The sequence below is a fragment of the Planococcus alkaliphilus genome (assembly GCF_057031095.1).
In genome coordinates, this window is sequence record NZ_CM168060.1 from 140,842 (window position 1) to 164,357 (window position 23,516).

The 23,516-nt window shown below is 45.0% G+C and carries 37 protein-coding genes and 1 rRNA gene; all 38 read left to right on the forward strand.

All coding sequences use genetic code 11. The features are described from left to right. Positions 1–219 precede the first annotated feature (219 nt). The 38 genes from rpsJ to AC2EXB_RS00865 all read left to right on the forward strand — a co-directional run bounded on the left by rpsJ (position 220) and on the right by AC2EXB_RS00865 (position 23,415). Positions 220–528, forward strand: a complete 309-nt coding sequence (gene rpsJ / locus AC2EXB_RS00680) for a 30S ribosomal protein S10 (protein ID WP_033542800.1) — start codon at positions 220–222, stop codon at positions 526–528. 49 nt (positions 529–577) lie between these two features. Then, complete coding sequence (gene rplC / locus AC2EXB_RS00685; RefSeq protein ID WP_251480222.1) at positions 578–1,207, forward strand: 50S ribosomal protein L3; 630 nt, start codon at positions 578–580, stop codon at positions 1,205–1,207. Between the two features lie 28 nt (positions 1,208–1,235). Continuing rightward, entirely contained in the window at positions 1,236–1,859 is a 624-nt protein-coding gene (gene rplD / locus AC2EXB_RS00690; RefSeq protein WP_251480217.1) for a 50S ribosomal protein L4, read from the forward strand. Further along, complete coding sequence (gene rplW / locus AC2EXB_RS00695) at positions 1,859–2,143, forward strand: 50S ribosomal protein L23 (RefSeq protein ID WP_235197811.1); 285 nt, start codon at positions 1,859–1,861, stop codon at positions 2,141–2,143. Before rplD ends, rplW begins: the two co-directional genes overlap by 1 nt. A gap of 48 nt (positions 2,144–2,191) precedes the next feature. Next, positions 2,192–3,022: a 50S ribosomal protein L2 gene (gene rplB / locus AC2EXB_RS00700; protein WP_483602996.1), complete on the forward strand. Its 831-nt coding sequence runs from the start codon at positions 2,192–2,194 to the stop codon at positions 3,020–3,022. Positions 3,023–3,082: 60 nt separating this feature from the next. Then, positions 3,083–3,361, forward strand: a complete 279-nt coding sequence (gene rpsS, locus AC2EXB_RS00705) for a 30S ribosomal protein S19 (RefSeq protein WP_006828932.1) — start codon at positions 3,083–3,085, stop codon at positions 3,359–3,361. 19 nt (positions 3,362–3,380) lie between these two features. After that, entirely contained in the window at positions 3,381–3,722 is a 342-nt protein-coding gene (gene rplV / locus AC2EXB_RS00710) for a 50S ribosomal protein L22 (RefSeq protein ID WP_052654130.1), read from the forward strand. Positions 3,723–3,725: 3 nt separating this feature from the next. Continuing rightward, positions 3,726–4,382 carry a 30S ribosomal protein S3 gene (gene rpsC / locus AC2EXB_RS00715; RefSeq protein WP_235197813.1) on the forward strand — a complete coding sequence of 219 codons (657 nt, stop codon included), beginning with the start codon at positions 3,726–3,728 and terminating at the stop codon, positions 4,380–4,382. A 1-nt stretch (position 4,383) separates the two neighbouring features. Next, positions 4,384–4,818, forward strand: coding sequence for a 50S ribosomal protein L16 (gene rplP, locus AC2EXB_RS00720; protein WP_052654124.1), 435 nt, complete (start codon positions 4,384–4,386; stop codon positions 4,816–4,818). Further along, on the forward strand, positions 4,808–5,008 hold the full coding sequence (gene rpmC / locus AC2EXB_RS00725) for a 50S ribosomal protein L29 (protein WP_052654121.1): 201 nt from the start codon (positions 4,808–4,810) through the stop codon (positions 5,006–5,008). Before rplP ends, rpmC begins: the two co-directional genes overlap by 11 nt. A gap of 24 nt (positions 5,009–5,032) precedes the next feature. Further along, positions 5,033–5,296, forward strand: coding sequence for a 30S ribosomal protein S17 (rpsQ, locus tag AC2EXB_RS00730; RefSeq protein WP_052654109.1), 264 nt, complete (start codon positions 5,033–5,035; stop codon positions 5,294–5,296). 47 nt (positions 5,297–5,343) lie between these two features. Next, complete coding sequence (rplN, locus tag AC2EXB_RS00735; RefSeq protein ID WP_052654106.1) at positions 5,344–5,712, forward strand: 50S ribosomal protein L14; 369 nt, start codon at positions 5,344–5,346, stop codon at positions 5,710–5,712. 35 nt (positions 5,713–5,747) lie between these two features. Beyond that, the gene (rplX, locus tag AC2EXB_RS00740) at positions 5,748–6,059 is read left to right on the forward strand and encodes a 50S ribosomal protein L24 (protein ID WP_036803921.1); all 312 of its coding nucleotides are present in this window, start codon (positions 5,748–5,750) and stop codon (positions 6,057–6,059) included. Between the two features lie 27 nt (positions 6,060–6,086). Beyond that, a complete protein-coding gene (gene rplE, locus AC2EXB_RS00745; RefSeq protein WP_036803924.1) occupies positions 6,087–6,626 on the forward strand; it encodes a 50S ribosomal protein L5 in 540 nt (179 codons plus the stop codon). Between the two features lie 19 nt (positions 6,627–6,645). Then, complete coding sequence (gene rpsN, locus AC2EXB_RS00750) at positions 6,646–6,831, forward strand: 30S ribosomal protein S14 (RefSeq protein WP_006828941.1); 186 nt, start codon at positions 6,646–6,648, stop codon at positions 6,829–6,831. A gap of 29 nt (positions 6,832–6,860) precedes the next feature. After that, positions 6,861–7,259, forward strand: coding sequence for a 30S ribosomal protein S8 (gene rpsH, locus AC2EXB_RS00755; RefSeq protein WP_052654104.1), 399 nt, complete (start codon positions 6,861–6,863; stop codon positions 7,257–7,259). A 30-nt stretch (positions 7,260–7,289) separates the two neighbouring features. Further along, entirely contained in the window at positions 7,290–7,829 is a 540-nt protein-coding gene (gene rplF / locus AC2EXB_RS00760) for a 50S ribosomal protein L6 (protein ID WP_235197815.1), read from the forward strand. A gap of 33 nt (positions 7,830–7,862) precedes the next feature. After that, entirely contained in the window at positions 7,863–8,225 is a 363-nt protein-coding gene (rplR, locus tag AC2EXB_RS00765) for a 50S ribosomal protein L18 (protein ID WP_235197816.1), read from the forward strand. Between the two features lie 20 nt (positions 8,226–8,245). Then, positions 8,246–8,746 carry a 30S ribosomal protein S5 gene (gene rpsE / locus AC2EXB_RS00770; RefSeq protein ID WP_052654093.1) on the forward strand — a complete coding sequence of 167 codons (501 nt, stop codon included), beginning with the start codon at positions 8,246–8,248 and terminating at the stop codon, positions 8,744–8,746. A 14-nt stretch (positions 8,747–8,760) separates the two neighbouring features. Beyond that, entirely contained in the window at positions 8,761–8,943 is a 183-nt protein-coding gene (gene rpmD / locus AC2EXB_RS00775; RefSeq protein ID WP_235197817.1) for a 50S ribosomal protein L30, read from the forward strand. Positions 8,944–8,977: 34 nt separating this feature from the next. Continuing rightward, complete coding sequence (gene rplO / locus AC2EXB_RS00780; RefSeq protein WP_052654087.1) at positions 8,978–9,418, forward strand: 50S ribosomal protein L15; 441 nt, start codon at positions 8,978–8,980, stop codon at positions 9,416–9,418. Further along, complete coding sequence (gene secY, locus AC2EXB_RS00785) at positions 9,418–10,713, forward strand: preprotein translocase subunit SecY (RefSeq protein WP_235197818.1); 1,296 nt, start codon at positions 9,418–9,420, stop codon at positions 10,711–10,713. Before rplO ends, secY begins: the two co-directional genes overlap by 1 nt. A gap of 60 nt (positions 10,714–10,773) precedes the next feature. Continuing rightward, complete coding sequence (locus AC2EXB_RS00790) at positions 10,774–11,427, forward strand: adenylate kinase (protein ID WP_251480203.1); 654 nt, start codon at positions 10,774–10,776, stop codon at positions 11,425–11,427. Between the two features lie 416 nt (positions 11,428–11,843). Further along, a complete protein-coding gene (infA, locus tag AC2EXB_RS00795; protein ID WP_006828950.1) occupies positions 11,844–12,062 on the forward strand; it encodes a translation initiation factor IF-1 in 219 nt (72 codons plus the stop codon). Positions 12,063–12,099: 37 nt separating this feature from the next. Next, positions 12,100–12,213 carry a 50S ribosomal protein L36 gene (rpmJ, locus tag AC2EXB_RS00800; protein ID WP_006828951.1) on the forward strand — a complete coding sequence of 38 codons (114 nt, stop codon included), beginning with the start codon at positions 12,100–12,102 and terminating at the stop codon, positions 12,211–12,213. Between the two features lie 23 nt (positions 12,214–12,236). Beyond that, a complete protein-coding gene (gene rpsM / locus AC2EXB_RS00805; RefSeq protein ID WP_052654076.1) occupies positions 12,237–12,602 on the forward strand; it encodes a 30S ribosomal protein S13 in 366 nt (121 codons plus the stop codon). Positions 12,603–12,627: 25 nt separating this feature from the next. Further along, a complete protein-coding gene (gene rpsK / locus AC2EXB_RS00810) occupies positions 12,628–13,017 on the forward strand; it encodes a 30S ribosomal protein S11 (RefSeq protein ID WP_052654071.1) in 390 nt (129 codons plus the stop codon). A gap of 130 nt (positions 13,018–13,147) precedes the next feature. Beyond that, positions 13,148–14,092, forward strand: coding sequence for a DNA-directed RNA polymerase subunit alpha (locus AC2EXB_RS00815; RefSeq protein WP_483603004.1), 945 nt, complete (start codon positions 13,148–13,150; stop codon positions 14,090–14,092). A gap of 48 nt (positions 14,093–14,140) precedes the next feature. Further along, positions 14,141–14,515: a 50S ribosomal protein L17 gene (gene rplQ / locus AC2EXB_RS00820; RefSeq protein WP_052654065.1), complete on the forward strand. Its 375-nt coding sequence runs from the start codon at positions 14,141–14,143 to the stop codon at positions 14,513–14,515. 282 nt (positions 14,516–14,797) lie between these two features. Beyond that, positions 14,798–15,646 (forward strand): energy-coupling factor ABC transporter ATP-binding protein, encoded by an 849-nt coding sequence (locus AC2EXB_RS00825; RefSeq protein ID WP_483603005.1) that lies wholly within the window; start codon positions 14,798–14,800, stop codon positions 15,644–15,646. After that, the gene (locus AC2EXB_RS00830; protein WP_483603007.1) at positions 15,622–16,494 is read left to right on the forward strand and encodes an energy-coupling factor ABC transporter ATP-binding protein; all 873 of its coding nucleotides are present in this window, start codon (positions 15,622–15,624) and stop codon (positions 16,492–16,494) included. Before AC2EXB_RS00825 ends, AC2EXB_RS00830 begins: the two co-directional genes overlap by 25 nt. After that, on the forward strand, positions 16,491–17,288 hold the full coding sequence (locus AC2EXB_RS00835) for an energy-coupling factor transporter transmembrane component T family protein (protein ID WP_483603009.1): 798 nt from the start codon (positions 16,491–16,493) through the stop codon (positions 17,286–17,288). The genes AC2EXB_RS00830 and AC2EXB_RS00835 overlap by 4 nt, the downstream gene beginning before the upstream one ends. 11 nt (positions 17,289–17,299) lie before the next feature. Beyond that, the gene (gene truA / locus AC2EXB_RS00840; protein ID WP_483603011.1) at positions 17,300–18,043 is read left to right on the forward strand and encodes a tRNA pseudouridine(38-40) synthase TruA; all 744 of its coding nucleotides are present in this window, start codon (positions 17,300–17,302) and stop codon (positions 18,041–18,043) included. A gap of 207 nt (positions 18,044–18,250) precedes the next feature. Next, positions 18,251–18,688 carry a 50S ribosomal protein L13 gene (rplM, locus tag AC2EXB_RS00845; RefSeq protein WP_235197823.1) on the forward strand — a complete coding sequence of 146 codons (438 nt, stop codon included), beginning with the start codon at positions 18,251–18,253 and terminating at the stop codon, positions 18,686–18,688. Between the two features lie 29 nt (positions 18,689–18,717). Next, complete coding sequence (gene rpsI, locus AC2EXB_RS00850) at positions 18,718–19,110, forward strand: 30S ribosomal protein S9 (protein WP_033542771.1); 393 nt, start codon at positions 18,718–18,720, stop codon at positions 19,108–19,110. A gap of 307 nt (positions 19,111–19,417) precedes the next feature. Then, complete coding sequence (locus AC2EXB_RS00855) at positions 19,418–20,482, forward strand: Mrp/NBP35 family ATP-binding protein (RefSeq protein ID WP_052654045.1); 1,065 nt, start codon at positions 19,418–19,420, stop codon at positions 20,480–20,482. Between the two features lie 162 nt (positions 20,483–20,644). Beyond that, positions 20,645–21,328: a KinB-signaling pathway activation protein gene (locus tag AC2EXB_RS00860; RefSeq protein WP_483603014.1), complete on the forward strand. Its 684-nt coding sequence runs from the start codon at positions 20,645–20,647 to the stop codon at positions 21,326–21,328. A gap of 537 nt (positions 21,329–21,865) precedes the next feature. After that, a 16S ribosomal RNA gene (locus AC2EXB_RS00865) occupies positions 21,866–23,415 on the forward strand. The last annotated feature ends 101 nt before the right edge of the window (positions 23,416–23,516 follow it).

Genomic DNA, 23,516 nt, shown 5'->3' on the forward strand with positions numbered 1-23,516 from the left:
ACTCTCGAGAAATCCTGTTATACTAATAAAAGCGAATTGAAAAGAATTTCGTGGAAACACTTGCGGAATTCTTTTTTCTTTTGTATAATGGTGAATGTTGGTCTTTGACTGCGATGAAGCGAGAGGTTACTGATACACCCGGCCGCTTTGCCATGGCGAGTGTGCAGAAAATTTTCGTGGAGAATGTCTATCAAAAATAGGCGAAAAGGAGGGAAAATAATGGCAAAACAAAAAATTCGTATCCGTTTAAAAGCATATGATCACAGAATTCTAGATCAGTCTGCAGAGAAAATTGTGGAAACAGCTAAACGTTCAGGTGCAAGTGTATCGGGTCCAATCCCGTTGCCAACTGAAAAGTCGGTTTACACAATCTTGCGTTCAGTCCACATCTATAAAGATTCTCGTGAGCAATTTGAAATGCGCACACACAAACGTCTAATCGATATCGTTAACCCAACACCACAAACTGTGGATGCGTTAATGAAACTGGATTTACCATCCGGCGTAGACATTGAAATTAAACTTTAATCGGTAAACGAAATAGAAAAACACAAATATTATCAGGAGGTGTGACAACATGACCAAAGGAATCTTAGGTAGAAAAATCGGTATGACGCAAGTTTTTGCTGAGAACGGTGATTTAATCCCTGTAACTGTAGTTGAAGCTGCTCCAAACGTAGTACTTCAAAAGAAAACAGTTGAGGTTGACGGCTACGAAGCAATCCAGTTAGGTTTTGAAGATAAGCGCGAAAAGCTTTCCAACAAACCTGCTAAAGGACACGTAGCTAAAGCGAACACTGCTCCTAAGCGCTTCATTCGCGAACTTCGCAATGTAAACTTAGCTGATTACGAGGTTGGTCAAGAAGTCAAAGTAGATGTATTCGCAGAAGGCGATGTAGTAGATGTCACAGGTACAACAAAAGGTAAAGGTTTCCAAGGTGTTATTAAACGCCACGGACAATCACGCGGGCCAATGGCTCACGGTTCACGTTACCACCGTCGTCCTGGATCAATGGGTCCGGTTGCTCCAAACCGTGTATTCAAACAGAAGAAATTACCTGGTCAAATGGGTGGAACAACAATTACAATCCAAAACTTGCAAATCGTACGAGTTGATACGGATCGTAACTTGCTTCTAATCAAAGGTAATGTTCCTGGTTCTCGCAAAGCACTTATCCGAGTAAAATCGGCTATTAAAGCGAAATAATATTTTTAAATGAAAGGAGGAAACAGGAATGCCTAAAGTAGCTTTATTAAATCAAACAGGTTCACAAGTGGGCGACATCGAATTGAATGATTTCGTATTCGGTATCGAACCAAATGAAGCCGTGTTATTTGACGCTGTAATCGCTCAACGCGCTTCACTTCGTCAAGGTAACCATAAAGTAAAAAATCGTTCTGAGGTAGCAGGCGGCGGTAAAAAACCATGGCGCCAAAAAGGAACTGGACGTGCGCGTCAAGGTTCTATCCGTTCACCACAATGGCGCGGAGGCGGTATCGTTTTCGGACCGACACCACGCAGCTACAGCTATAAATTACCTAAGAAAGTCCGTCGCTTAGCTTTACGCTCTGCACTTTCATCAACAGTAGTTGGAGAAAAATTGATGGTACTTGAAGGTTTGACTTTCGATGCACCAAAAACAAAAGCATTTACTCAATTGATCTCAGACCTTTCAATCGGTAAAAAAGCTTTGTTCGTAACTGCTGACCCGGATGAAAACGTAGCATTATCTGCTCGCAACATCCAAGGTATGACAGTGGTAGCAGCGACTGGCATCAACGTTTTAGACTTGCTTGGACATGACAAAGTTGTTATGACAAAAGCAGCAGTAGAAAAAATAGAGGAGGTGCTTAGTTAATGGAAGCACGTGATATTTTAAAGCGTCCGGTCATTACTGAGCGTTCTTCTGAAGTAATGGCAGATAAGAAGTACACTTTTGAAGTGGACACTCGCGCTAACAAAACACAAGTTAAACATGCAGTTCAAGAAATCTTCGGAGTTCAAGTTGAGAAAGTCAACATCATGAACTACAAAGGGAAATTCAAACGCATGGGCAAACACGCAGGATACACTAACAAACGCCGCAAAGCGATCGTTAAATTGACTGCTGAATCTAAAGACATCGAATTATTCGAGATTTAATTCTCATAAGTTCTTTTAGGAACTAATAAAAGAAGGAGGGGACACAACGTGGGGATTAGAAAATATAAACCTACCACAAACGGTCGTCGTAACATGACAACTTCGGATTTCGCTGAAATCACTACGAACAAGCCAGAAAAATCGCTTTTGCAACCGACGAAGCGTAAAGGCGGCCGTAATAACCAAGGTAAAATCACTGTACGCCACCACGGTGGTGGACACAAACGTCAATACCGTGTCATCGATTTCAAACGTAACAAAGATGGCATTCCAGGACGCGTTGCTACAATCGAGTACGATCCAAACCGCTCTGCAAACATCGCATTGATTAATTATGCTGATGGTGAAAAACGTTACATTTTGGCTCCTAAAGGAATCGAAGTTGGAACGCAGATCATGTCAGGCGTAGAAGCTGATATCAAAGCGGGTAACGCTTTGCCACTATCAAACATCCCAATGGGTTCTACAATCCATAACATCGAATTGAAGCCAGGCGGAGGCGGACAATTAGTACGCTCAGCAGGAACTTCAGCTCAGGTGCTTGGTAAAGAAGGCAAATACGTAACTGTACGTTTGCAATCAGGGGAAGTTCGCATGATCCTTGCTACTTGCCGTGCTACTATCGGTGCTGTAGGGAACGAGCAACACGAATTGATTAACATTGGTAAAGCAGGACGTAACCGCTGGAAGGGCAATCGCCCAACAGTCCGTGGTTCTGTAATGAACCCTAACGATCACCCACACGGTGGTGGTGAAGGACGTTCGCCAATCGGACGTAAATCACCAATGTCTCCATGGGGCAAACCAACTCTTGGATACAAAACACGCAAGAAAACGAACAAGTCAGACAAGTTCATCGTGCGTCGTCGTAAAAAATAATTTGATTCCGCTGCGGTTCGCCAAAAGAGCCGTGGTGCAATCACGAAGGGAGGATCCCAAATGGGTCGCAGCTTGAAAAAAGGACCTTTTGTTGATGATCATCTTATGAAAAAAGTTGAAGCACAAAAGGACTCTGAGAAAAAACAAGTGATTAAAACGTGGTCTCGCCGTTCTACAATTTTCCCGACATTTATCGGACAAACAATTGCAGTCTACGATGGTCGCAAACACATTCCCGTATACGTAACAGAAGATATGGTAGGCCATAAACTTGGTGAATTTGCTCCAACACGCAAATACGCAAGCCATGGTGCAGACGATAAGAAAACAAGACGTTAATTGAGAGGAGGATTTCCCCATGCAAGCAAAAGCTGTCGCTAGAACAGTACGTATTGCTCCTCGTAAAGTCCGTTTAGTAGTAGATTTAATCCGAGGCAAGCAAATTGGCGAAGCCGTTGCGATTTTACAACATACTCCGAAAGCATCATCTATTGTTGTTGAGAAGTTACTAAAATCTGCAGCTGCAAACGCTGAACATAACTACGAAATGAACCTGGACAACTTGATCGTCAGCGAAGTATTCGTTGATGAAGGTCCAACATTGAAACGTTTCCGTCCACGTGCAATGGGACGCGCAAGCGCAATCAACAAACGTACAAGCCACATCACACTAGTGGTATCTGAGAAGAAGGAGGGATAATTCGTGGGACAAAAAATACATCCAATCGGGATGCGTATCGGAATCATTCGTGACTGGGAGTCAAAATGGTACGCTGAAAAAGACTATGCGACACTTCTTCACGAAGATATTAAAATCCGTGAATACATCGAAGCACGTTTGAAAGAAGCTTCAGTTTCTAAAGTTGAAATCGAACGCGCTGCAAACCGTGTAAACGTAACAATTCACACTGCGAAACCAGGTATGGTAATTGGTAAAGGTGGTTCTGAAGTAGAAGTACTTCGCAAGCAACTTAACACAATGACTGGCAAGCGTGTACACATCAACATCATTGAAATCAAAAGAGCTGACCTTGATGCGAGACTAGTTGCTGAAAGTGTAGCACGTCAATTGGAAAACCGCGTGTCTTTCCGCCGTGCACAAAAACAAGCAATCCAGCGCACTATGCGTTCTGGCGCTAAAGGGATCAAAACTCAAGTATCTGGACGTCTAGGCGGCGCTGACATTGCGCGTGCTGAACACTACAGTGAAGGTACTGTTCCGCTCCATACGCTTCGTGCTGATATCGACTATGCACATGCTGAAGCAGACACTACTTACGGCAAACTTGGCGTAAAAGTATGGATCTACCGCGGTGAAGTCCTTCCAACTAAGAAGAAATCTGAGGAAGGAGGCAAATAATATGTTAATGCCTAAACGCGTTAAATATCGTCGTGAGCACCGTGGCAAGATGCGCGGAGAAGCTAAAGGCGGCAAAGAAATCGCATTCGGTGAATTTGGTCTCCAAGCTTTGGAATCATCTTGGATCACTAACCGCCAAATCGAAGCAGCACGTATTTCCATGACTCGTTACATGAAACGTGGCGGTAAAGTCTGGATTAAAATCTTCCCACATAAGCCATATACGAAAAAGCCTCTTGAGGTTCGTATGGGATCCGGTAAAGGTTCACCTGAAGGCTGGGTAGCAGTAGTAAAAACAGGTAAAATTATGTTTGAACTTGCAGGAGTATCAGAAGAAGTGGCACGCGAAGCATTGCGCCTTGCATCTCACAAACTTCCGATCAAAACGAAGTTCGTAAAACGCGAAGAAATTGGTGGTGAATCGAATGAAAGCTAAAGAAATCCGTGACTTAACCACTGCTGAAATCGAACAAAAAGTGAAATCACTGAAAGAAGAGCTTTTCAACCTTCGCTTCCAATTGGCTACTGGTCAATTAGAAAATACTGCTCGCATCCGCGAAGTACGTAAAGCGATTGCCCGTATGAAAACTGTGATTCATGAAAGAGAAATCAGTGGAACTAACTGATAATTCGAGAGGAGGTTTGCAAGTATGACTGAGCGTAACCAACGCAAAGTATACACAGGCCGTGTTGTGTCTGACAAAATGGACAAAACCGTTACAGTAATGGTTGAAACTCAAAAGAAGCACGCACTTTATGGCAAACGTGTAAAATACTCTAAGAAATTTAAGGCTCATGATGAGCAAAACGAAGCTAAAATGGGCGACATCGTTCGCATCATGGAAACTCGTCCGCTATCAGCTACTAAACGTTTCCGCGTATTGGAAATTGTAGAAAAAGCGGTTATTATCTAATTTAAATAATTTCGGAACCTAAGAAATTCCGAAGGGAGGTAACCTAAGTGATCCAACAGGAAAGTCGTTTAAAAGTTGCAGACAACTCGGGTGCTCGTGAAGTACTAGCGATTAAAGTACTTGGTGGTTCTGGTCGTAAGACTGCAAACATCGGTGACGTAATCGTTTGTACCGTGAAGAAAGCAACACCAGGTGGCGTTGTTAAGAAAGGTGAAGTCGTTAAGGCTGTCATCGTTCGCACGAAAAGCGGAGCTCGCCGTAAAGACGGTACTTACATCAAATTTGATGAAAATGCATGTGTTATCATTCGTGACGACAAAGGTCCACGCGGAACACGTATTTTCGGACCTGTTGCACGCGAACTACGCGACAACAGTTTCATGAAGATCGTTTCACTTGCTCCTGAAGTTCTTTAATAAATCAATGTGCCATACCAAGGAGGTGCGACAGAATGCATGTTAAAAAAGGCGATACAGTTAAGGTAATCTCAGGTAAAGACAAAGGCAAAACAGGTGTTGTTTTAGCTGCTCTACCTAAGAAAGACCGCGTGCTTGTTGAAGGTATCAATATCATCAAAAAGCACACAAAACCGAACCAGGCAAACCCACAAGGTGGAATTGTCAGCCAAGAAGCAGCAATTCACGTTTCTAACGTTATGTTACTTGACCCTAAATCCGGCGAGCCGACTCGTGTAGGATACAAGGTTGAAGATGGTAAAAAAGTTCGTGTTGCAAAAAAATCCGGTGAAAAATTAGATAAATAAAATTCCTGAATGAAGGGAGGTACACACATGAACCGCCTAAAAGAAAAATATGTGAATGAAATCACTCCTGCTCTAGTGAGCAAGTTTGAATATAAATCAGTAATGCAAACACCGAAAGTTGATAAAATCGTTATCAACATGGGTGTGGGCGAGGCTGTCCAAAACACTAAGTCACTTGACTCAGCTGTTGAAGAATTACAAACGATCACTGGTCAAAAACCAGTTATTACTAAAGCTAAGAAATCTATCGCTGGCTTCCGTCTTCGTGAAGGTATGCCAATCGGATGTAAAGTTACACTACGCGGAGAGCGTATGTATGACTTCCTGGATAAATTGATTGCTATCTCACTTCCACGTGTTCGTGACTTCCGTGGGGTTTCGAAGAAATCTTTCGACGGCCGCGGCAACTACACACTTGGTGTGAAAGAACAGTTAATCTTCCCTGAAATCGATTATGATAAAGTTTCGAAAGTACGCGGTATGGACATCGTAATTGTAACAACTGCGAACTCTGATGAAGAAGCTCGTGAGTTATTAACACAATTCGGAATGCCGTTCCAAAAGTAAATATGAGGGAGGCGTAAACGTGGCTAAAAAATCTATGATCGCAAAACAAAAACGCACGCCAAAGTTTAAAGTACAAGAGTACACACGCTGTGAAAGATGCGGACGTCCGCATTCAGTATTACGCAAATTTAAACTTTGCCGTATTTGTTTCCGTGAACTTGCATATGTGGGACAAATTCCTGGCGTGAAAAAAGCCAGCTGGTAATCCCCTAATTTGGGAAGGAGGTAAATGTAATGACAATGACAGATCCGATTGCAGATATGCTGACACGCATCCGTAATGCGAACATGGTTCGTCACGAGAAATTAGAGCTTCCAGCTTCTAATGTGAAAAAAGAGATCGCTGAAGTTCTTAAGCGTGAAGGTTTCGTTCGTGACGTTGAGTACGTTGAGGATGACAAACAAGGCATGATCCGCATTTTCTTAAAATACGGTGCTAACAACGAACGCGTTATTACTGGTTTGAAACGTATTTCTAAACCAGGACTACGTGTATATGCTAAAACTGATGAGGTGCCACGTGTACTAAACGGTCTTGGTATCGCTTTAGTCTCTACATCACAAGGTTTGGTAACTGATAAAGAAGCCCGCGCGAAAAAAATCGGCGGAGAAATCATAGCATACGTTTGGTAATAAACAACAAACGAATGGAGGTGCAACAGAATGTCACGTGTAGGTAAAAAACCAATTGAGGTTCCTGCTAACGTTACGATCACTATTGCTGACAATAACGTCGTAACTGTAAAAGGCCCTAAAGGCGAGTTAACTCGTACTTTCAATAAAGATATTGCAATTACAGTAGAAGAAAACGTACTAACAGCGACACGTCCTTCAGATTCGAAAGAACACCGCACAATCCACGGTACAACTCGTGCTTTGTTAGCGAACATGGTTCAAGGAGTTTCAGAAGGATTCGAGCGTACGCTTGAATTAGTCGGTGTCGGTTATCGTGCACAATTACAAGGCCAGAAGCTAGTTCTTAACGTTGGATACTCTCACCCGGTAGAATTTACTCCGGAAGAAGGAGTTCAAGTTGAAGTTCCTGCTAACACGAAGGTCGTTGTAAAAGGCATCGATAAAGAACGCGTTGGAGCTCTTGCTTCAAACATCCGTCAAACACGTCCGCCAGAGCCATATAAAGGCAAAGGTATTCGTTATGAAGGTGAAGTTGTTCGCCGCAAAGAAGGTAAGACAGGTAAATAATGCTGCTTAGGCAGGCTGAAAGGAGTGACCTCAGTGATTACGAAACTCGATAAAAACGCATCTCGTAAAAAACGTCATGCACGCGTACGTTCTAAAATTACGGGTACAGCAGAACGCCCACGTTTAAACGTATTCCGTTCAAATAAATACATTTACGCTCAATTGATCGACGATACAAACGGCGTTACACTTGTTAGTGCTTCATCTATGGAAAAAGATTTCACAGGCGAATCTACTGGCAACTTGGAAGCTGCTGCAAAAATCGGCGAAACAATCGCTAAACGTGCAACTGAACAAGGCTTAAACTCAATCGTTTTCGACCGCGGTGGTTATTTATATCACGGACGTATCAAAGCTCTTGCAGAAGCAGCACGTGAAAACGGTTTACAATTTTAAAAGAAGGAGGGACACATTTCATGCGTCGTATTGATCCAAACAAACTTGAACTTGAAGAACGCGTAGTTACGATTAACCGCGTAGCGAAAGTTGTAAAAGGTGGACGTCGTTTCCGTTTCTCCGCATTAGTTGTTGTAGGCGACAAAAATGGTAAAGTCGGTTTTGGTACTGGTAAAGCACAAGAAGTTCCAGATGCAATCCGTAAAGCTATTGAAGATGCGAAGAAAAACTTAATCGAAGTACCTATGGTTAAAGGTACAACTCCACACTTAGTAACTGGTCGTTTTGGTGCAGGCCAAATTCTTATCAAACCAGCTTCACCTGGTACTGGAGTTATTGCAGGCGGACCTGTTCGTGCGGTACTTGAATTAGCTGGAGTACAAGACATCTTGTCTAAATCTCTAGGTTCAAGCACTCCAATAAACATGGTACGTGCTACTATTAACGGTTTAACTCAACTGAAGAGCGCTGATGAAGTTGCAAAACTTCGCGGCAAAACTACAGAAGAGCTATTAGGATAAGGAGGGAAAATTACATGGCTACTAAACTAGAAATTACCCTCACAAAATCAGTAATCGGTTCAAAACCAGGGCAACGTAAAGTTGTTCAAGCTTTGGGCTTGCGTAAAATGCATCAAACAGTTGAGCAGCAAGATAATGCCGCTATCCGTGGTATGATCACTAAAGTCGCTCACTTAGTAACTATCAAAGAAGTTTAATCCCTGATTTCTATAGAAGGAGGTGCCAAACCACATGAAACTTCATGAATTAAAACCAGCAGAAGGTTCACGCAGTTCTAGAAAGCGTATCGGACGCGGTATCGGTTCAGGTACTGGTAAAACAGCAGGTAAAGGTCATAAAGGACAAAACGCACGTTCAGGCGGCGGAGTTCGTCCTGGATTTGAAGGTGGACAAAACCCATTGTTCCGTCGTTTGCCTAAACGTGGATTTACGAACATTAACCGTAAAGACTACGCTATTGTGAACCTTGATGTATTGAACCGTTTCGACGAAGGCACAGAAATTACACCTGCATTGTTAATCGAATCAGGTGTCGTGAGCAACGAACGTTCAGGTATCAAGATTCTTGGTAACGGAAGCTTAGAGAAAAAATTGACTGTTAAAGCTCACAAATTCTCTGGATCAGCTAAGGAAGCAATCGAAGCTGCTGGCGGACAAACTGAGGTGCTTTAATGTTTCAGACAATCTCCAATTTTATGCGCGTGACTGATATTCGAAATAAAATCATCTTTACATTACTGATGCTCATCATTTTCCGTATCGGAACTTTCATTCCGGTACCGAATGTTGATGCGGATGTACTGCAAGCTACCGATCAAGCTGGCTTGATTGGATTCTTAAATACTTTCGGTGGTGGCGCCCTTGCTAACTTTTCGATTTTAGCAATGGGAATTATGCCATACATTACAGCATCGATCATCGTGCAATTATTGCAGATGGATGTTGTACCGAAATTTGCTGAGTGGGCGAAACAAGGAGAAGTCGGAAGACGGAAACTTGCTCAATTCACTCGCTACTTCACAATTGTATTAGCCTTTATCCAAGCGATTGGAATGTCTTATGGGTTTAACCAAATTTATGGTGGCTCTTTGATTCAAGATGACTCGATTATGACCTATGTGGTAATCGCGATTGTCTTAACTGGCGGTACAGCATTTCTACTGTGGCTTGGTGAGCAGATTACGGCAAAAGGTGTGGGGAACGGTATTTCGATTATCATCTTCGCTGGGATTGTCGCTGCAATACCTGGAGCTATCAACCAATTATATGCACAGCAAATTGAAGGGGCTGGCGATCAGCTTCCAATCAATATCGCTATCATGGCGTTGCTTGCATTAGCAGTTGTTGCTGTTACCGTATTGGTTATTTATGTTCAGCAAGCGCTGCGCAAGATTCCAATTCAGTATGCAAAACGAGTTGCTGGCCGTGGCCAAACAACGAGTGCACAACAGACGCATTTGCCTTTGAAAGTAAACGCGGCCGGAGTTATCCCGGTAATCTTCGCAGTGGCGTTCATCATTACGCCGCAAACCATCGCTTCTTTCTTTGGTGCCAACGCGTTTACGGATGCAATCCAGAATACATTTGATTACACGCGTCCGGTCGGCATGATCATTTATGTCGCTTTGATCGTGGCATTCACTTACTTCTATGCATTCATTCAGGTTAACCCTGAAAACGTGTCGGACAACTTGAAAAAGCAAGGTGCTTATATTCCAGGAATCCGTCCGGGTAAAAATACGCAAGATTATTTAACAAGTGTGTTATACCGTTTAACATTTGTCGGCGCTATCTTCTTGGCACTGATTGCCGTAATGCCAATTTTCTTCATCAACCTTGCGGGCTTGCCCCAATCGGCACAAATTGGCGGAACGAGTCTTCTGATTGTCGTAGGTGTAGCACTTGAGACAATGAAACAACTGGAATCTCAGCTTGTTAAACGTCATTATAAAGGCTTTATGAAATAATCAATGGGCGCTTAGGAACGTGAAGACGTTCCTTGTCCAATTGTCTGAGGGGGCAAACGTATGAATATCGTATTAATGGGTCTGCCTGGTGCCGGCAAAGGTACTCAAGCAGACAAAATTGTTGAGAAGTACGACATCCCTCATATTTCTACAGGTGATATGTTTCGCGCTGCTATCAAAGGTGGAACGGAACTAGGCTTGGAAGCAAAATCGTTCATGGATAAAGGTGCATTAGTACCTGATGAAGTGACTATCGGTATCGTCCGTGAGCGTCTTAGCGCTGCGGATTGTGCAGAAGGCTTTCTATTAGACGGCTTTCCGCGTACAGTCCCACAAGCTGAAGCGCTGGAATCTCTTCTTGTCGATCTCGGCAAAAGAATCGAGCATGTCGTAAACATCCAAGTTGAACAAGACGAACTTGTCAAACGATTAACGGGTCGCCGTATCTGTAAAGTTTGTGGAACAGCTTACCATCTTATTTTCAATCCTCCTCAAGTTGAGGGTGTGTGCGATAAAGACGGCGGCGAACTCTACCAACGTGCAGACGACAATCCAGAAACCGTCACAAACCGTTTAGAAGTAAATATCCAACAAACTCAGCCGCTTCTTGATTTCTATGAAAGCAAAGGCGTGTTGAAAAATATAAATGGACAGCAGGATATTCAAAAAGTATTTGCTGACATTGATGCTCTTCTAAAGGGCGACCGAGGCTAAATCTTCGGCGCCGGGCGCAGTTAGTTGCCTCCATGTGGCTTTAAGGAGCACCGGAGATATGAATTTTCGAGAGCTGCAAAAGCATAAAATGCCTGGTTATATGAAATCCGGTGCAGATTGCTCCAGACCATGTCTGAACCGTGCAATCCCGCACTGGAAATAGTATAATGGGTTTCGTGGAAGCATCTGTGTAACGGGTTTGGAACTCATCCTAGGCAGTCCGGGCGGTCGAGGATTCATGAGGCAGACTGGCTTAACCGGATTACCCCCTATTCGCTGCTATGCGGAAAGCGGAACTCGGAGACTGTCTTTCAACTGTCACTCATGCATTCCTGGTGAATGAATACTATTATTCAATCAGCAAATACTGTTTGAAGATGAGAACCTGATTTGTATACAGAAGGGAGACTGGGTCGATGGCGAAAGACGATGTAATTGAAATCGAAGGAACAGTCGTTGAGACTTTGCCTAACGCGATGTTTAAAGTGGAACTGGAGAACGGCCATACGATTCTTGCGCATGTATCTGGCAAGATCCGCATGCACTTCATCCGCATTCTGCCAGGAGATAAAGTTACAGTGGAACTCTCTCCTTACGATTTAACACGCGGTCGTATCACATACCGTTTTAAATAATCTTTTGCACTCCGGACTACTAAGGAGGTTGGGTTAGATGAAAGTGAGACCATCTGTGAAACCGATCTGCGAAAAATGTAAAGTTATTCGCAGAAACGGTAAAGTAATGGTAATCTGTGAAAATCCGAAACATAAACAAAGACAAGGCTAATAAGAAGGAGGTGCATCATACACATGGCACGTATTGCTGGTGTTGATATTCCGCGCGACAAACGCGTTGTTATTTCATTAACATACATTTTCGGTGTTGGTAAAACTACTGCTCAGAAAGTACTTGCAGGAGCTGGTATCTCAGAAGATACTCGCGTACGCGATCTTACTGAAGACGAGTTGAACAATATCCGTGAACAATTGGATCAATACAAAATTGAAGGTGACCTTCGCCGTGAAGTTTCAATGAACATCAAACGTTTGATGGAAATTGCTAGCTTCCGAGGTATCCGCCACCGTCGTGGACTTCCAGTTCGCGGACAAAATACGAAGAACAATGCGCGTACGCGTAAAGGTCCTCGTAAAACTGTAGCTAACAAGAAAAAATAATCAGTAAAGGAGGTTTCTTCTTAACATGGCACGTAAACAACAAACTCGTAAGCGTCGTGTGAAAAAGAATATCGAATCAGGTATTGCTCACATCCGCTCAACATTTAACAACACAATTGTTACGATTACAGATATGCAAGGGAACGCAGTATCATGGTCTAGCGCTGGTGCTCTAGGATTTAGAGGTTCACGTAAATCTACACCTTTCGCTGCTCAAATGGCTGCAGAAACCGCTGCTAAAACGTCAATCGAACATGGTCTTAAAACTTTAGAAGTTACTGTTAAAGGTCCTGGTTCAGGCCGTGAAGCTGCAATTCGTGCACTTCAAGCTGCTGGACTAGAAGTTACTGCAATCAGAGACGTAACTCCAGTTCCTCATAACGGTTGCCGTCCGCCTAAACGCCGTCGCGTGTAATCGTTAATTCTGAATGGGATTTTTGAACATCACGACTTGCTGGATGGATCTAAATCGTAACGAAAGTCTGTGACTATCGAATTCTTGATGAAACGAAAAAACACCGACGTTTTGAAGGAGGGTAAAATGAATGCTCGAAATAGAAAAACCAAAGATTGAAACGGTTGAGATCAGCAACGATGCCAAACTTGGCAAGTTTGTTGTTGAACCCCTTGAGCGTGGATATGGAACCACTTTAGGAAACTCCTTACGTCGAATCTTACTTTCATCTTTACCAGGCGCTGCTGTTACTTCAATTCAAATTGATGGTGTGTTGCACGAATTCTCCACTGTTGAAGGTGTAGAAGAAGATGTTGCGTCAATCATTTTGAACATAAAGAAACTGGCTCTTAAAATTTACTCTGACGAAGAAAAAGTCATTGAAATTGATGTTAAAGGTGATGGAACGGTTACGGCTGCAGATATCACTCACGATAGTGACGTGGAAATTCTGAATCCGGATCTATATATTGCATCAATCGCTAAAGGTGGCCATCTCCGTATGCGCATGTATGCGAACAGAGGCCGCGGATATGCCCGTGCAGATCAGAACAAACGTGAAGATCTTCCGATCGGCGTTATCCCGATTGACTCTATTTACACTCCAGTTTCACGCGTTAATTTCCAAGTTGAAAATACACGAGTAGGTCAACTCGCTAATTTCGATAAATTATCTCTTGATGTTTGGACAGATGGAAGCATTGGTCCGAAAGAGGCAATTGCACTTGGGGCAAAAATTTTCACTGAGCACTTAAACATTTTCGTTGGTTTGACTGATGAGGCACAAACGGCTGAAATCATGGTTGAAAAAGAAGAAGATCAAAAAGAAAAAGTCTTGGAAATGACAATCGAAGAACTTGATCTTTCGGTTCGCTCTTACAACTGTTTGAAACGTGCGGGTATCAATACGGTACACGAACTGGCAAGCAAGTCGGAAGACGACATGATGAAAGTCCGCAACCTTGGACGCAAATCACTAGAAGAAGTTAAAGTGAAGTTGGAAGATTTAGGACTAGGCCTTCGCAAAGAAGACTGATTGCCTTAAATTCTGATCCGAACTATTCAACAAAGGAGGGAAACTTCAATGAGAAAGCTTCAACGTACAAGTTCTCAACGTAAAGCACTATTACGTGACCTTACAACAGACTTAATCGTACACGAACGCATTCAAACGACTGAAGCTCGTGCGAAAGAAGTGCGTTCAACTGTAGAAAAAATGATTACGCTTGGTAAACGTGGAGATATCCATGCACGCCGTAAAGCTGCAGCATATATTCGTCGTGAGCTAGTAACATCTACGGACGCTGAAGGTAACGAAAACACAATCTTTGCTTTGCAAAAATTGTTTGATGACGTTGCTCCACGCTACGCAGAACGCCAAGGCGGTTACACGCGCATCATGAAAATGGGGCCTCGTCGCGGAGACGGCGCACCGATTGTCATTATTGAATTAGTTTAATTTGAATTACGGGGAGAGGGTTAACGCCCTCTTCTTTTAGCATAATGATTTATACGACATATATGAAAAGCTGAGTGTTATGATGAGCGAGCCGAAAGGCGGCGTCTTGTCTAGCTCTACGCACCTCATTCAACCCTGGCTTAAGCAACCGGGGAGCCATAGAGACAGAAAAGCGCATTTCTCTGAATGAGGTGCGCGCTTTTTTTATTTATACCAATATTTACAGATGCTTAGGAAACCGAGTAGAGTAGAGATGAGAACAGCCAGAGGAGGTTAGCTGAGATGACTTTGAACATAATGTCTTTTGAAAATGTGACATTTACATATATGCCAGATGATGAAACAGTAAAGCCGGCAGTTGAAGGACTTTCCTTTTCCATTGAACAAGGGGAGTGGATCGCTCTCGTGGGCCATAACGGTTCCGGGAAATCCACCATTGCGAAATTGATGAACGGGTTGCTGTTTCCGCAAAGCGGCACAGTGACCACGATGGAACAGAAGATGTCCGAAGAAAGCTTATGGGAAATCCGTTCGCAGATGGGTATGGTCTTTCAAAATCCGGACAATCAATTTGTGGGAGCGACGGTGCAAGATGACGTAGCTTTCGCTTTGGAAAATAACGGCGTCCCGCATGCAGAAATGGTGCAGCGCGTGCATGAGTCGCTGCGGCAAGTGAAGATGGAGGATTACCTGAATCATGAACCGCACCACCTCTCAGGGGGCCAGAAGCAGCGTGTGGCAATTGCAGGGGCACTTGCTTTGCGTCCGAGGCTCCTGATCTTGGATGAAGCGACTTCGATGCTCGATCCGCAAGGGCGCATGGAAGTGATTGAGACCATCCGGGAATTGCGGAAAGAGACCGGTTTGACGGTTATCTCGATTACCCATGATTTAGAGGAAGCAGCATTGGCAGATCGCATCATCGTGATGAATGCTGGCCATAAGCAATTGGAAGGAACGCCGGAAACGGTATTCTTCGCGGGCAATAAGTTAACGGATCTTGGACTGGATTTGCCGTTTGCGATGCGGATGTCAAAGCTCTTAACGGAAGCCGGCGTCCAATTGAGCAATGAACATATGTCAGAAGACGGGCTGGTGGAGGATTTATGGACATTCTACTCCAAGAAGTAGGCTATAGCTACGCTGAAAATACGCCTTTTGAGAAAAGGGCGCTGCATCATGTGAACATCCACATTCCTTCGGGATCTTATACAGCGATTATCGGCCATACGGGATCCGGGAAATCAACCGTTCTACAGCATTTAAATGCGTTATTGAAACCGACAGAAGGATCCGTCATCATTGGCGACCGTAAAGTGGAAGCGGGCGTTAAAGCGAAAAACCTTCGGGAAATCCGCCGGCAAGTAGGGATCGTCTTTCAATTTCCGGAACAGCAATTATTTGAAGAAACGGTATTAAAAGATATCATGTTTGGGCCGATGAATTATGGCGTGCCGGAAGAAGAGGCAAAACGCAGGGCTGTTGAATTGGTAGCTCAGCTGGGGTTGCCGCCGGAAGTGCTTGAAAAGTCGCCATTTGATCTGTCCGGAGGGCAGATGCGCCGTGTGGCTATTGCGGGAGTCCTCGCGATGGAACCGGAAGTGCTGGTGTTGGACGAACCGACGGCAGGGCTCGATCCGAGAGGGCGCCGGGAGATTATGGATTTATTCCATCAATTGCATGTGCAAAAAGGGCTGACGACGGTATTGGTGACGCACAGCATGGAAGATGCTGCGCGGTATGCCGATCAAATCGCGATTATGCATAATGGAAAATGCGTCGTTTCCGGAGAGCCGAGAGACATTTTTGCGAATGAAGAACAATTGATGGATTACCGGCTGGAGCCGCCGCGGACAGTGAAATTGCAGCGGATGCTGGAAGAGAAGCTGGGAATCGAGTTGGACGGGATTTCGTTAACGGAAGAAGCTTTGGCGAAGAACATCGCGTTGGCTCTTGCGAAAGGGCGTGGCGCTGAATGATGGAGAAAATGATTTTCGGACGGTTTATTCCGGGAGACTCATTGGTTCACCGTTTGGACCCGCGAGCTAAAATCCTATTTGTATTCCTGTTTATCGCTATCGTCTTTGTGGCGAATAATGCCCTGACGTATTTGCTTTTGTTGGTATTCACTTTGCTCGTGGTCTTTTTATCGAAGATTCGTTTGTATTTCTTGATTAATGGATTAAAGCCGGTCTTTATTTTATTGATCTTTACGTTTCTTTTGCATATCTTCTTCACAAAAGAAGGGGATGTGCTGTTCAGCTTCTGGTTCGTTGAAGTGTATGAAGAAGGCTTAAGGCAAGGGATTTTCATTTCCATCCGGTTCTTGGTTCTGGTGTTCATTACGAGCATCCTGACCTTGACCACATCGCCGATTTCGATTACGGACGGGATTGAAGTGCTGCTGGGGCCGTTTAAGCGGGTTAAATTGCCTGTGCATGAATTGGCCTTGATGATGTCCATTTCGCTGCGCTTTATCCCGACCTTAATGGATGAAACCGGCAAGATTTTAAAAGCACAGATGGCAAGAGGTTCGGATATCGGCTCAGGTCCGATCAAAGAGCGCATCAAAGCGGTTGTGCCACTTTTGATCCCGTTATTTGTCAGTGCGTTCAAACGGGCAGAAGATTTAGCGACAGCTATGGAAGTGCGGGGCTATCGCGGCGGTGAAGGACGGACACGCTACCGGCAGCTGGATTGGCGGCTGATTGACAGCTTGAGTTTATTGCTTCTAGCTGGGTTTACGGCTGCACTTTGGTATTTCCGCACTTAAGGAGAGAAAGCATGAAACGATTAAAAGCGAAAATCGCCTACGACGGTTCAGGATTTGCAGGGTATCAAGTTCAGCCGGAATCTAGAACCGTTCAGGCAGAATTAATGAAAGTCCTAAAAACCATCCATAAGGGCGAAACGATTCAAGTGGTGGCGAGCGGGCGCACCGATTCAAAAGTGCATGCCACGGGTCAAGTGATCCATTTTGATACGCCTCTTTCGATTCCGATGAGCGGTTGGCTAAAAGCACTGAATGTTTTATTGCCGGAGGATATTCGGGTGTTCGAGATTGAAGAGGCAGATCCAGCGTTTCATGCACGCTATCATACGGCGGGCAAGACGTACCGCTATAAATGGGACCGCAGTTCAATCATTAGTCCGTTTACCCGGAATTATATGGTTCATGTCAAACAGAAGCCTGATGTCGAAGAAATGCGGAAAGCGGCGGAAGCGGTTCTTGGGACACATGATTTCTCGAGTTTCTGTGCCGCGAATACGGCTGTAGTGGATAAAGTGCGGACTGTTCGCCGCCTGGAATTCGAAGAGCATGGGGAAGAATTGCATATGGTGATCGAAGGTACCGGCTTCCTCTATAATATGGTGCGGATTATTGCAGGTACGATGATGGAAATCGGAACGGGGCGCAGGGAGGCTTCTGAGATGGCTGGAATCATCGCTGGAGCGGACCGCAGCTTGGCTGGTAAAACGGCGTCAGCACACGGTTTATACTTGGAAAATGTGGAGTATGAAAGCTGAAGCAACTTTTCCTGGTGTTTTTATAAAAACCCTTGACTTTAAGGGCTATCCATTATATGATGATGTATGGTATTTTCATTACCCCCACGATATGCCCCGGAAGGTTATTTGTGTTTAGGGATAACGAAAAAACGGAACAACGGAACAACGGAACTATAGGAACATGTGATTTTAAAAAAGAGATGATATATTAGGAGGACAATATACATGCGTACAACATTCATGGCTAAAGGTCACGAAGTCGAGCGTAAATGGTTAGTTGTCGATGCAGAAGGGCAAACTCTTGGACGTTTAGCTTCTGAAGTCGCTTCAATCTTACGCGGTAAATACAAACCAACATTCACACCAAACGTTGACACAGGTGATCACGTGATCATCATCAACGCTGACAAAATCCACTTAACTGGTAAAAAGTTAACTGACAAAATCTACTATCGCCACACACAATTCAGCGGCGGGTTGAAACAGCGTACTGCACTTGAAATGCGCACAAAATACCCAACGAAAATGCTTGAATTGGCTATCAAAGGGATGCTTCCTAAAAACTCTTTAGGACGTCAAATGTTCAGAAAACTACACGTTTATGCTGGACCAGAACATGCTCACCAAGCACAACAACCAGAAGCTTACACGCTTCGCGGATAATCATTAGTAAATAAGAGGAGGATACACCTTTGGCACAAGTTCAATATTTAGGTACAGGTCGCCGTAAAAACTCAACAGCTCGCGTACGTTTAGTACCAGGAGACGGCACAATTACAATCAACAACCGTGACGTATCGGACTACGTTCCATACGAAACACTTGAGCAAATCATCAAACAACCATTAGTAGCTACTGAAACTCTTGGAAGCTATGATGTACTTGTAAACGTAAGAGGCGGAGGCTTCACAGGTCAAGCTGGAGCAGTACGCCACGGAATTGCACGCGCTCTACTTACTGTAGACCCTGCTTTCCGTCCAGCACTTAAATCTGCTGGATTGCTAACTCGTGACCCACGTATGAAAGAACGTAAGAAACCAGGTTTGCGTTCAGCTCGTCGTGCACCACAGTTCTCAAAACGTTAATATTACAGAAACCCCTTTTCTCTTTGGAGAAAAGGGGTTTTATTTTGCTTTGAAACTGGTAGAACGATATTGCTTTTAGGAATGAAAATGGGCGTCACCGATTTTCTGAGTGTCCAGCTGCGGTGCCCAATTCTTTGGGTCATAAGCCGATCCGATTGTACAGCAAATAAACGCCGCTTCGCCGAATCGGCTTATGCCGGTCAGAGCTAAGCGGGCACCTCCGCTTTTCTAAGTCGCATTAGATTTAATTTAAAAGTCGGTATGTTATACTTTAGGGTGAGCAAAAGTGATAGGGAGTGTTTGAGATATGTTGACTGAAGTACAAGTTCGCGAATTACTCGGAGAGCTTCAAGATCCGTTTTTACATAGATCGCTGACTGAGACAAACGGCATTACGTCCGTGAAGATAAAAGAAGAGAAAAACCACGTAAGTGTGAAACTGGCGATTGCGAAAGCGAATACACCAGAACAGATGCAGCTTCAGATGAAAGTGGTCGAAGTGCTAAAAGGAGCGGGAGCAGGATCTGTCGGAATCCGTTTCGAAGAACTGCCGCCTGAAGCTTTGGCGCAATTCCGTGGGACTGCCAGCGAATCGGAAGCACAAGATTTATTGTCTCCGCTGAATAAAGTCGAATTCATTTCGATTGCCAGCGGTAAAGGCGGCGTCGGTAAATCAACAGTATCGGTCAACTTGGCTGTAGCATTAGCGCGCCTCGGCAAAAAAGTTGGTTTAATCGATGCGGACATCTACGGATTTAGTGTTCCAGACATGATGGGCATCGACAAATCCCCAGTCGTGCGCGGCGATACGATTATTCCGGTTGAACGTTTCGGAGTGAAAGTCATTTCGATGGGATTCTTCGTTGAAGACAATATGCCGGTTGTATGGCGTGGCCCAATGCTTGGGAAAGTCTTGGACCAATTCTTCCGTGATGTAGAATGGGGCGACCTGGACTACCTTCTATTGGATCTTCCACCAGGGACTGGAGACGTAGCGCTTGATATCCACCAGATGCTTCCTGCATCTAAAGAAATCGTTATTACCACTCCTCACCCGACTGCAGCATTTGTTGCTGCACGTGCAGGAGCGATGGCGATTCAAACCGACCATGAAGTATTAGGCGTCATTGAAAACATGTCGTGGTTTGAAAGCAAAGAAACAGGCAAGAAAGAATATTTATTCGGACAAGGCGGCGGCCCGAAACTTGCAGAAGAATTGCAAGCGCCATTGCTGGGCCAGATCCCACTTGGCCAGCCGGATTGGAACGAAGAAGATTTCGCGCCTTCGGTTTACTTGGAAGACCATCCAACTGGAAAAATCTACGGCGAAATTGCTGAACAGATTCTTGCCCAGTTTGCTAAAAAACAATAATGCTGAACCCGATTGCCGATGCCGGCTCTCGGGTTTTTCTTCTATATATGGCAAATTGTCACGACTTTCAAGCTTTGTTCACATCTTAGCTGAGAGCTCAATGGATTTTTCCTCTGGGGTTGGTACAATCTTAAGAGGATTTTAAACAATGGAGGCATTGATGTGACGATACGAAATTGGGTCAAATTTTTCTTTAAAGCGCTTTTAATCGGTGGAGGAGTAACTGGGGTACTAGGATTATTCATTCGCTGGGATGATATATTTTCACAAGCAGTAGCGGACGGAGCATGGGGCGAAGTATTGGCAGGCTTTGTCTGGATGGTCATTATCGGTTTAACAATGAGCATCATCAGTCAGCTTTGTTTCTTTGCCTACTTGACGGTTCACCAAATCGGCATGAACATTTTCCGCACGCTGCGGCTATGGAACTGGGTTCAGCTGTTGATCATTGCAGTAGTCATTCTCGATTTGATTGTGTTCCGCTTTGCACCTAACGCGGAAACGGTCGGACAAGTTTGGCTCTACGGCGTATTGCTGGCGATTTTATTAATCACAGCTGTGGTAACAGCTTACTTCAAAGCGAAATGGACAAACAAAGACACGTTCATCTCAGCTTTATTCTTCATGATCGTCATTACTACCGTAGAATGGCTGCCTGCATTGATGGTGGAGGCAGGGAATATCGATAGCTGGGTAACTTTGCTGTTATTCCCGTTCCTTGCGGTAAATGCTTATCAATTACTGGTCTTGCCAAAATACAATGAGCAGTCGGACATCGACCGCCAGAGATTGGAAGAGCGGCGAGCAGCTCGTAAAGCAGCGGCTCAAGCAACTGCAAAAAAATAAAAAAAGCGTTTTGAACTTCTCTATATAGAAGAAGTTCAAAACGCTTTTTCTTATAAGAAAGGAATAAACGAAATCGAGGAAGAAAACGAAACTGCCAACAAATAAAATTTCAGAAAAGTATTACTTCCAAAAATCACGCTCATTCGGTTATTAAAATCGCTGATTGAAATTCCTTGGAATCGCGGTGCAATAGGGTTTTGGTGAAGTGAATTCAAGAATGAAGAAAACAAAAAAAGAACTTCGGTAAAAAGTTTTTCAAAAGTGTTGACAGGAATATAAACATGCTTTAATATAATAAAAGTCGCCAAGCAACAACGAACAACACAAACAATAACGGCGGCAACATGAACCTTGAAAACTGAACAGCAAAACGTCAACGAATACTCGATACGAGCGTTTATCGCGAGTACGAGAATTTGCGAAGGCTGCGCAAGCAGTCGAGCAAAAGATTACTGATCAGGCTTAGCCAGATCAAAGCGAATCGCGCGTCTTTTCGGAGGCGGCGATGCGCCAGCATTGAGCAATCAATACTACTCTATAATGGAGAGTTTGATCCTGGCTCAGGACGAACGCTGGCGGCGTGCCTAATACATGCAAGTCGAGCGGAACACTTGGAGCTTGCTCCAAGCGTTTAGCGGCGGACGGGTGAGTAACACGTGGGCAACCTGCCCTGCAGATCGGGATAACTCCGGGAAACCGGTGCTAATACCGAATAGTTTGAGGCCTCTCCTGAGGCTTCACGGAAAGACGGTTTCTGCTGTCACTGCAGGATGGGCCCGCGGCGCATTAGCTAGTTGGTGGGGTAACGGCCCACCAAGGCCACGATGCGTAGCCGACCTGAGAGGGTGACCGGCCACACTGGGACTGAGACACGGCCCAGACTCCTACGGGAGGCAGCAGTAGGGAATCTTCCGCAATGGACGCAAGTCTGACGGAGCAACGCCGCGTGAGTGACGAAGGTTTTCGGATCGTAAAACTCTGTTGTGAGGGAAGAACACGTACCAACTAACTATTGGTACCTTGACGGTACCTCACCAGAAAGCCACGGCTAACTACGTGCCAGCAGCCGCGGTAATACGTAGGTGGCAAGCGTTGTCCGGAATTATTGGGCGTAAAGCGCGCGCAGGCGGTTCCTTAAGTCTGATGTGAAAGCCCACGGCTCAACCGTGGAGGGTCATTGGAAACTGGGGAACTTGAGTGCAGAAGAGGAAAGTGGAATTCCACGTGTAGCGGTGAAATGCGTAGAGATGTGGAGGAACACCAGTGGCGAAGGCGACTTTCTGGTCTGTAACTGACGCTGAGGCGCGAAAGCGTGGGGAGCAAACAGGATTAGATACCCTGGTAGTCCACGCCGTAAACGATGAGTGCTAAGTGTTAGGGGGTTTCCGCCCCTTAGTGCTGCAGCTAACGCATTAAGCACTCCGCCTGGGGAGTACGGCCGCAAGGCTGAAACTCAAAGGAATTGACGGGGGCCCGCACAAGCGGTGGAGCATGTGGTTTAATTCGAAGCAACGCGAAGAACCTTACCAGGTCTTGACATCCCGCTGCCCGCCTTGGAGACAAGGCTTTCCCTTCGGGGACAGCGGTGACAGGTGGTGCATGGTTGTCGTCAGCTCGTGTCGTGAGATGTTGGGTTAAGTCCCGCAACGAGCGCAACCCTTGATCTTAGTTGCCAGCATTCAGTTGGGCACTCTAAGGTGACTGCCGGTGACAAACCGGAGGAAGGTGGGGATGACGTCAAATCATCATGCCCCTTATGACCTGGGCTACACACGTGCTACAATGGACGGTACAAAGGGCAGCCAACCCGCGAGGGGGAGCCAATCCCAGAAAACCGTTCTCAGTTCGGATTGCAGGCTGCAACTCGCCTGCATGAAGCCGGAATCGCTAGTAATCGTGGATCAGCATGCCACGGTGAATACGTTCCCGGGCCTTGTACACACCGCCCGTCACACCACGAGAGTTTGTAACACCCGAAGTCGGTGGGGTAACCCTAGTGGAGCCAGCCGCCGAAGGTGGGACAGATGATTGGGGTGAAGTCGTAACAAGGTAGCCGTATCGGAAGGTGCGGCTGGATCACCTCCTTTCTAAGGATTTATTCGGAAACAAGATCTCCGGATCTTGTGTTGACGTTTTGCGTTCAGTTTTGAAGGTTCACCCTTCAGGCGTGAGCCTGTTTTGTGACTTC

What these genes read in the sequence shown, in the direction of transcription:
- rpsJ (WP_033542800.1), top strand. Translation starts at nt 220, where the DNA reads ATGGCAAAACAAAAAATTCGTATCCGTTTAAAAGCATATGATCACAGA.
- rplC (WP_251480222.1), top strand. Translation starts at nt 578, where the DNA reads ATGACCAAAGGAATCTTAGGTAGAAAAATCGGTATGACGCAAGTTTTT.
- rplD (WP_251480217.1), top strand. Translation starts at nt 1,236, where the DNA reads ATGCCTAAAGTAGCTTTATTAAATCAAACAGGTTCACAAGTGGGCGAC.
- rplW (WP_235197811.1), top strand. Translation starts at nt 1,859, where the DNA reads ATGGAAGCACGTGATATTTTAAAGCGTCCGGTCATTACTGAGCGTTCT.
- rpsS (WP_006828932.1), top strand. Translation starts at nt 3,083, where the DNA reads ATGGGTCGCAGCTTGAAAAAAGGACCTTTTGTTGATGATCATCTTATG.
- rplV (WP_052654130.1), top strand. Translation starts at nt 3,381, where the DNA reads ATGCAAGCAAAAGCTGTCGCTAGAACAGTACGTATTGCTCCTCGTAAA.
- rplP (WP_052654124.1), top strand. Translation starts at nt 4,384, where the DNA reads ATGTTAATGCCTAAACGCGTTAAATATCGTCGTGAGCACCGTGGCAAG.
- rpmC (WP_052654121.1), top strand. Translation starts at nt 4,808, where the DNA reads ATGAAAGCTAAAGAAATCCGTGACTTAACCACTGCTGAAATCGAACAA.
- rpsQ (WP_052654109.1), top strand. Translation starts at nt 5,033, where the DNA reads ATGACTGAGCGTAACCAACGCAAAGTATACACAGGCCGTGTTGTGTCT.
- rplX (WP_036803921.1), top strand. Translation starts at nt 5,748, where the DNA reads ATGCATGTTAAAAAAGGCGATACAGTTAAGGTAATCTCAGGTAAAGAC.
- rplE (WP_036803924.1), top strand. Translation starts at nt 6,087, where the DNA reads ATGAACCGCCTAAAAGAAAAATATGTGAATGAAATCACTCCTGCTCTA.
- rpsH (WP_052654104.1), top strand. Translation starts at nt 6,861, where the DNA reads ATGACAATGACAGATCCGATTGCAGATATGCTGACACGCATCCGTAAT.
- rplF (WP_235197815.1), top strand. Translation starts at nt 7,290, where the DNA reads ATGTCACGTGTAGGTAAAAAACCAATTGAGGTTCCTGCTAACGTTACG.
- rpsE (WP_052654093.1), top strand. Translation starts at nt 8,246, where the DNA reads ATGCGTCGTATTGATCCAAACAAACTTGAACTTGAAGAACGCGTAGTT.
- rpmD (WP_235197817.1), top strand. Translation starts at nt 8,761, where the DNA reads ATGGCTACTAAACTAGAAATTACCCTCACAAAATCAGTAATCGGTTCA.
- rplO (WP_052654087.1), top strand. Translation starts at nt 8,978, where the DNA reads ATGAAACTTCATGAATTAAAACCAGCAGAAGGTTCACGCAGTTCTAGA.
- secY (WP_235197818.1), top strand. Translation starts at nt 9,418, where the DNA reads ATGTTTCAGACAATCTCCAATTTTATGCGCGTGACTGATATTCGAAAT.
- AC2EXB_RS00790 (WP_251480203.1), top strand. Translation starts at nt 10,774, where the DNA reads ATGAATATCGTATTAATGGGTCTGCCTGGTGCCGGCAAAGGTACTCAA.
- infA (WP_006828950.1), top strand. Translation starts at nt 11,844, where the DNA reads ATGGCGAAAGACGATGTAATTGAAATCGAAGGAACAGTCGTTGAGACT.
- rpmJ (WP_006828951.1), top strand. Translation starts at nt 12,100, where the DNA reads ATGAAAGTGAGACCATCTGTGAAACCGATCTGCGAAAAATGTAAAGTT.
- rpsM (WP_052654076.1), top strand. Translation starts at nt 12,237, where the DNA reads ATGGCACGTATTGCTGGTGTTGATATTCCGCGCGACAAACGCGTTGTT.
- rpsK (WP_052654071.1), top strand. Translation starts at nt 12,628, where the DNA reads ATGGCACGTAAACAACAAACTCGTAAGCGTCGTGTGAAAAAGAATATC.
- AC2EXB_RS00815 (WP_483603004.1), top strand. Translation starts at nt 13,148, where the DNA reads ATGCTCGAAATAGAAAAACCAAAGATTGAAACGGTTGAGATCAGCAAC.
- rplQ (WP_052654065.1), top strand. Translation starts at nt 14,141, where the DNA reads ATGAGAAAGCTTCAACGTACAAGTTCTCAACGTAAAGCACTATTACGT.
- AC2EXB_RS00825 (WP_483603005.1), top strand. Translation starts at nt 14,798, where the DNA reads ATGACTTTGAACATAATGTCTTTTGAAAATGTGACATTTACATATATG.
- AC2EXB_RS00830 (WP_483603007.1), top strand. Translation starts at nt 15,622, where the DNA reads ATGGACATTCTACTCCAAGAAGTAGGCTATAGCTACGCTGAAAATACG.
- AC2EXB_RS00835 (WP_483603009.1), top strand. Translation starts at nt 16,491, where the DNA reads ATGATGGAGAAAATGATTTTCGGACGGTTTATTCCGGGAGACTCATTG.
- truA (WP_483603011.1), top strand. Translation starts at nt 17,300, where the DNA reads ATGAAACGATTAAAAGCGAAAATCGCCTACGACGGTTCAGGATTTGCA.
- rplM (WP_235197823.1), top strand. Translation starts at nt 18,251, where the DNA reads ATGCGTACAACATTCATGGCTAAAGGTCACGAAGTCGAGCGTAAATGG.
- AC2EXB_RS00855 (WP_052654045.1), top strand. Translation starts at nt 19,418, where the DNA reads ATGTTGACTGAAGTACAAGTTCGCGAATTACTCGGAGAGCTTCAAGAT.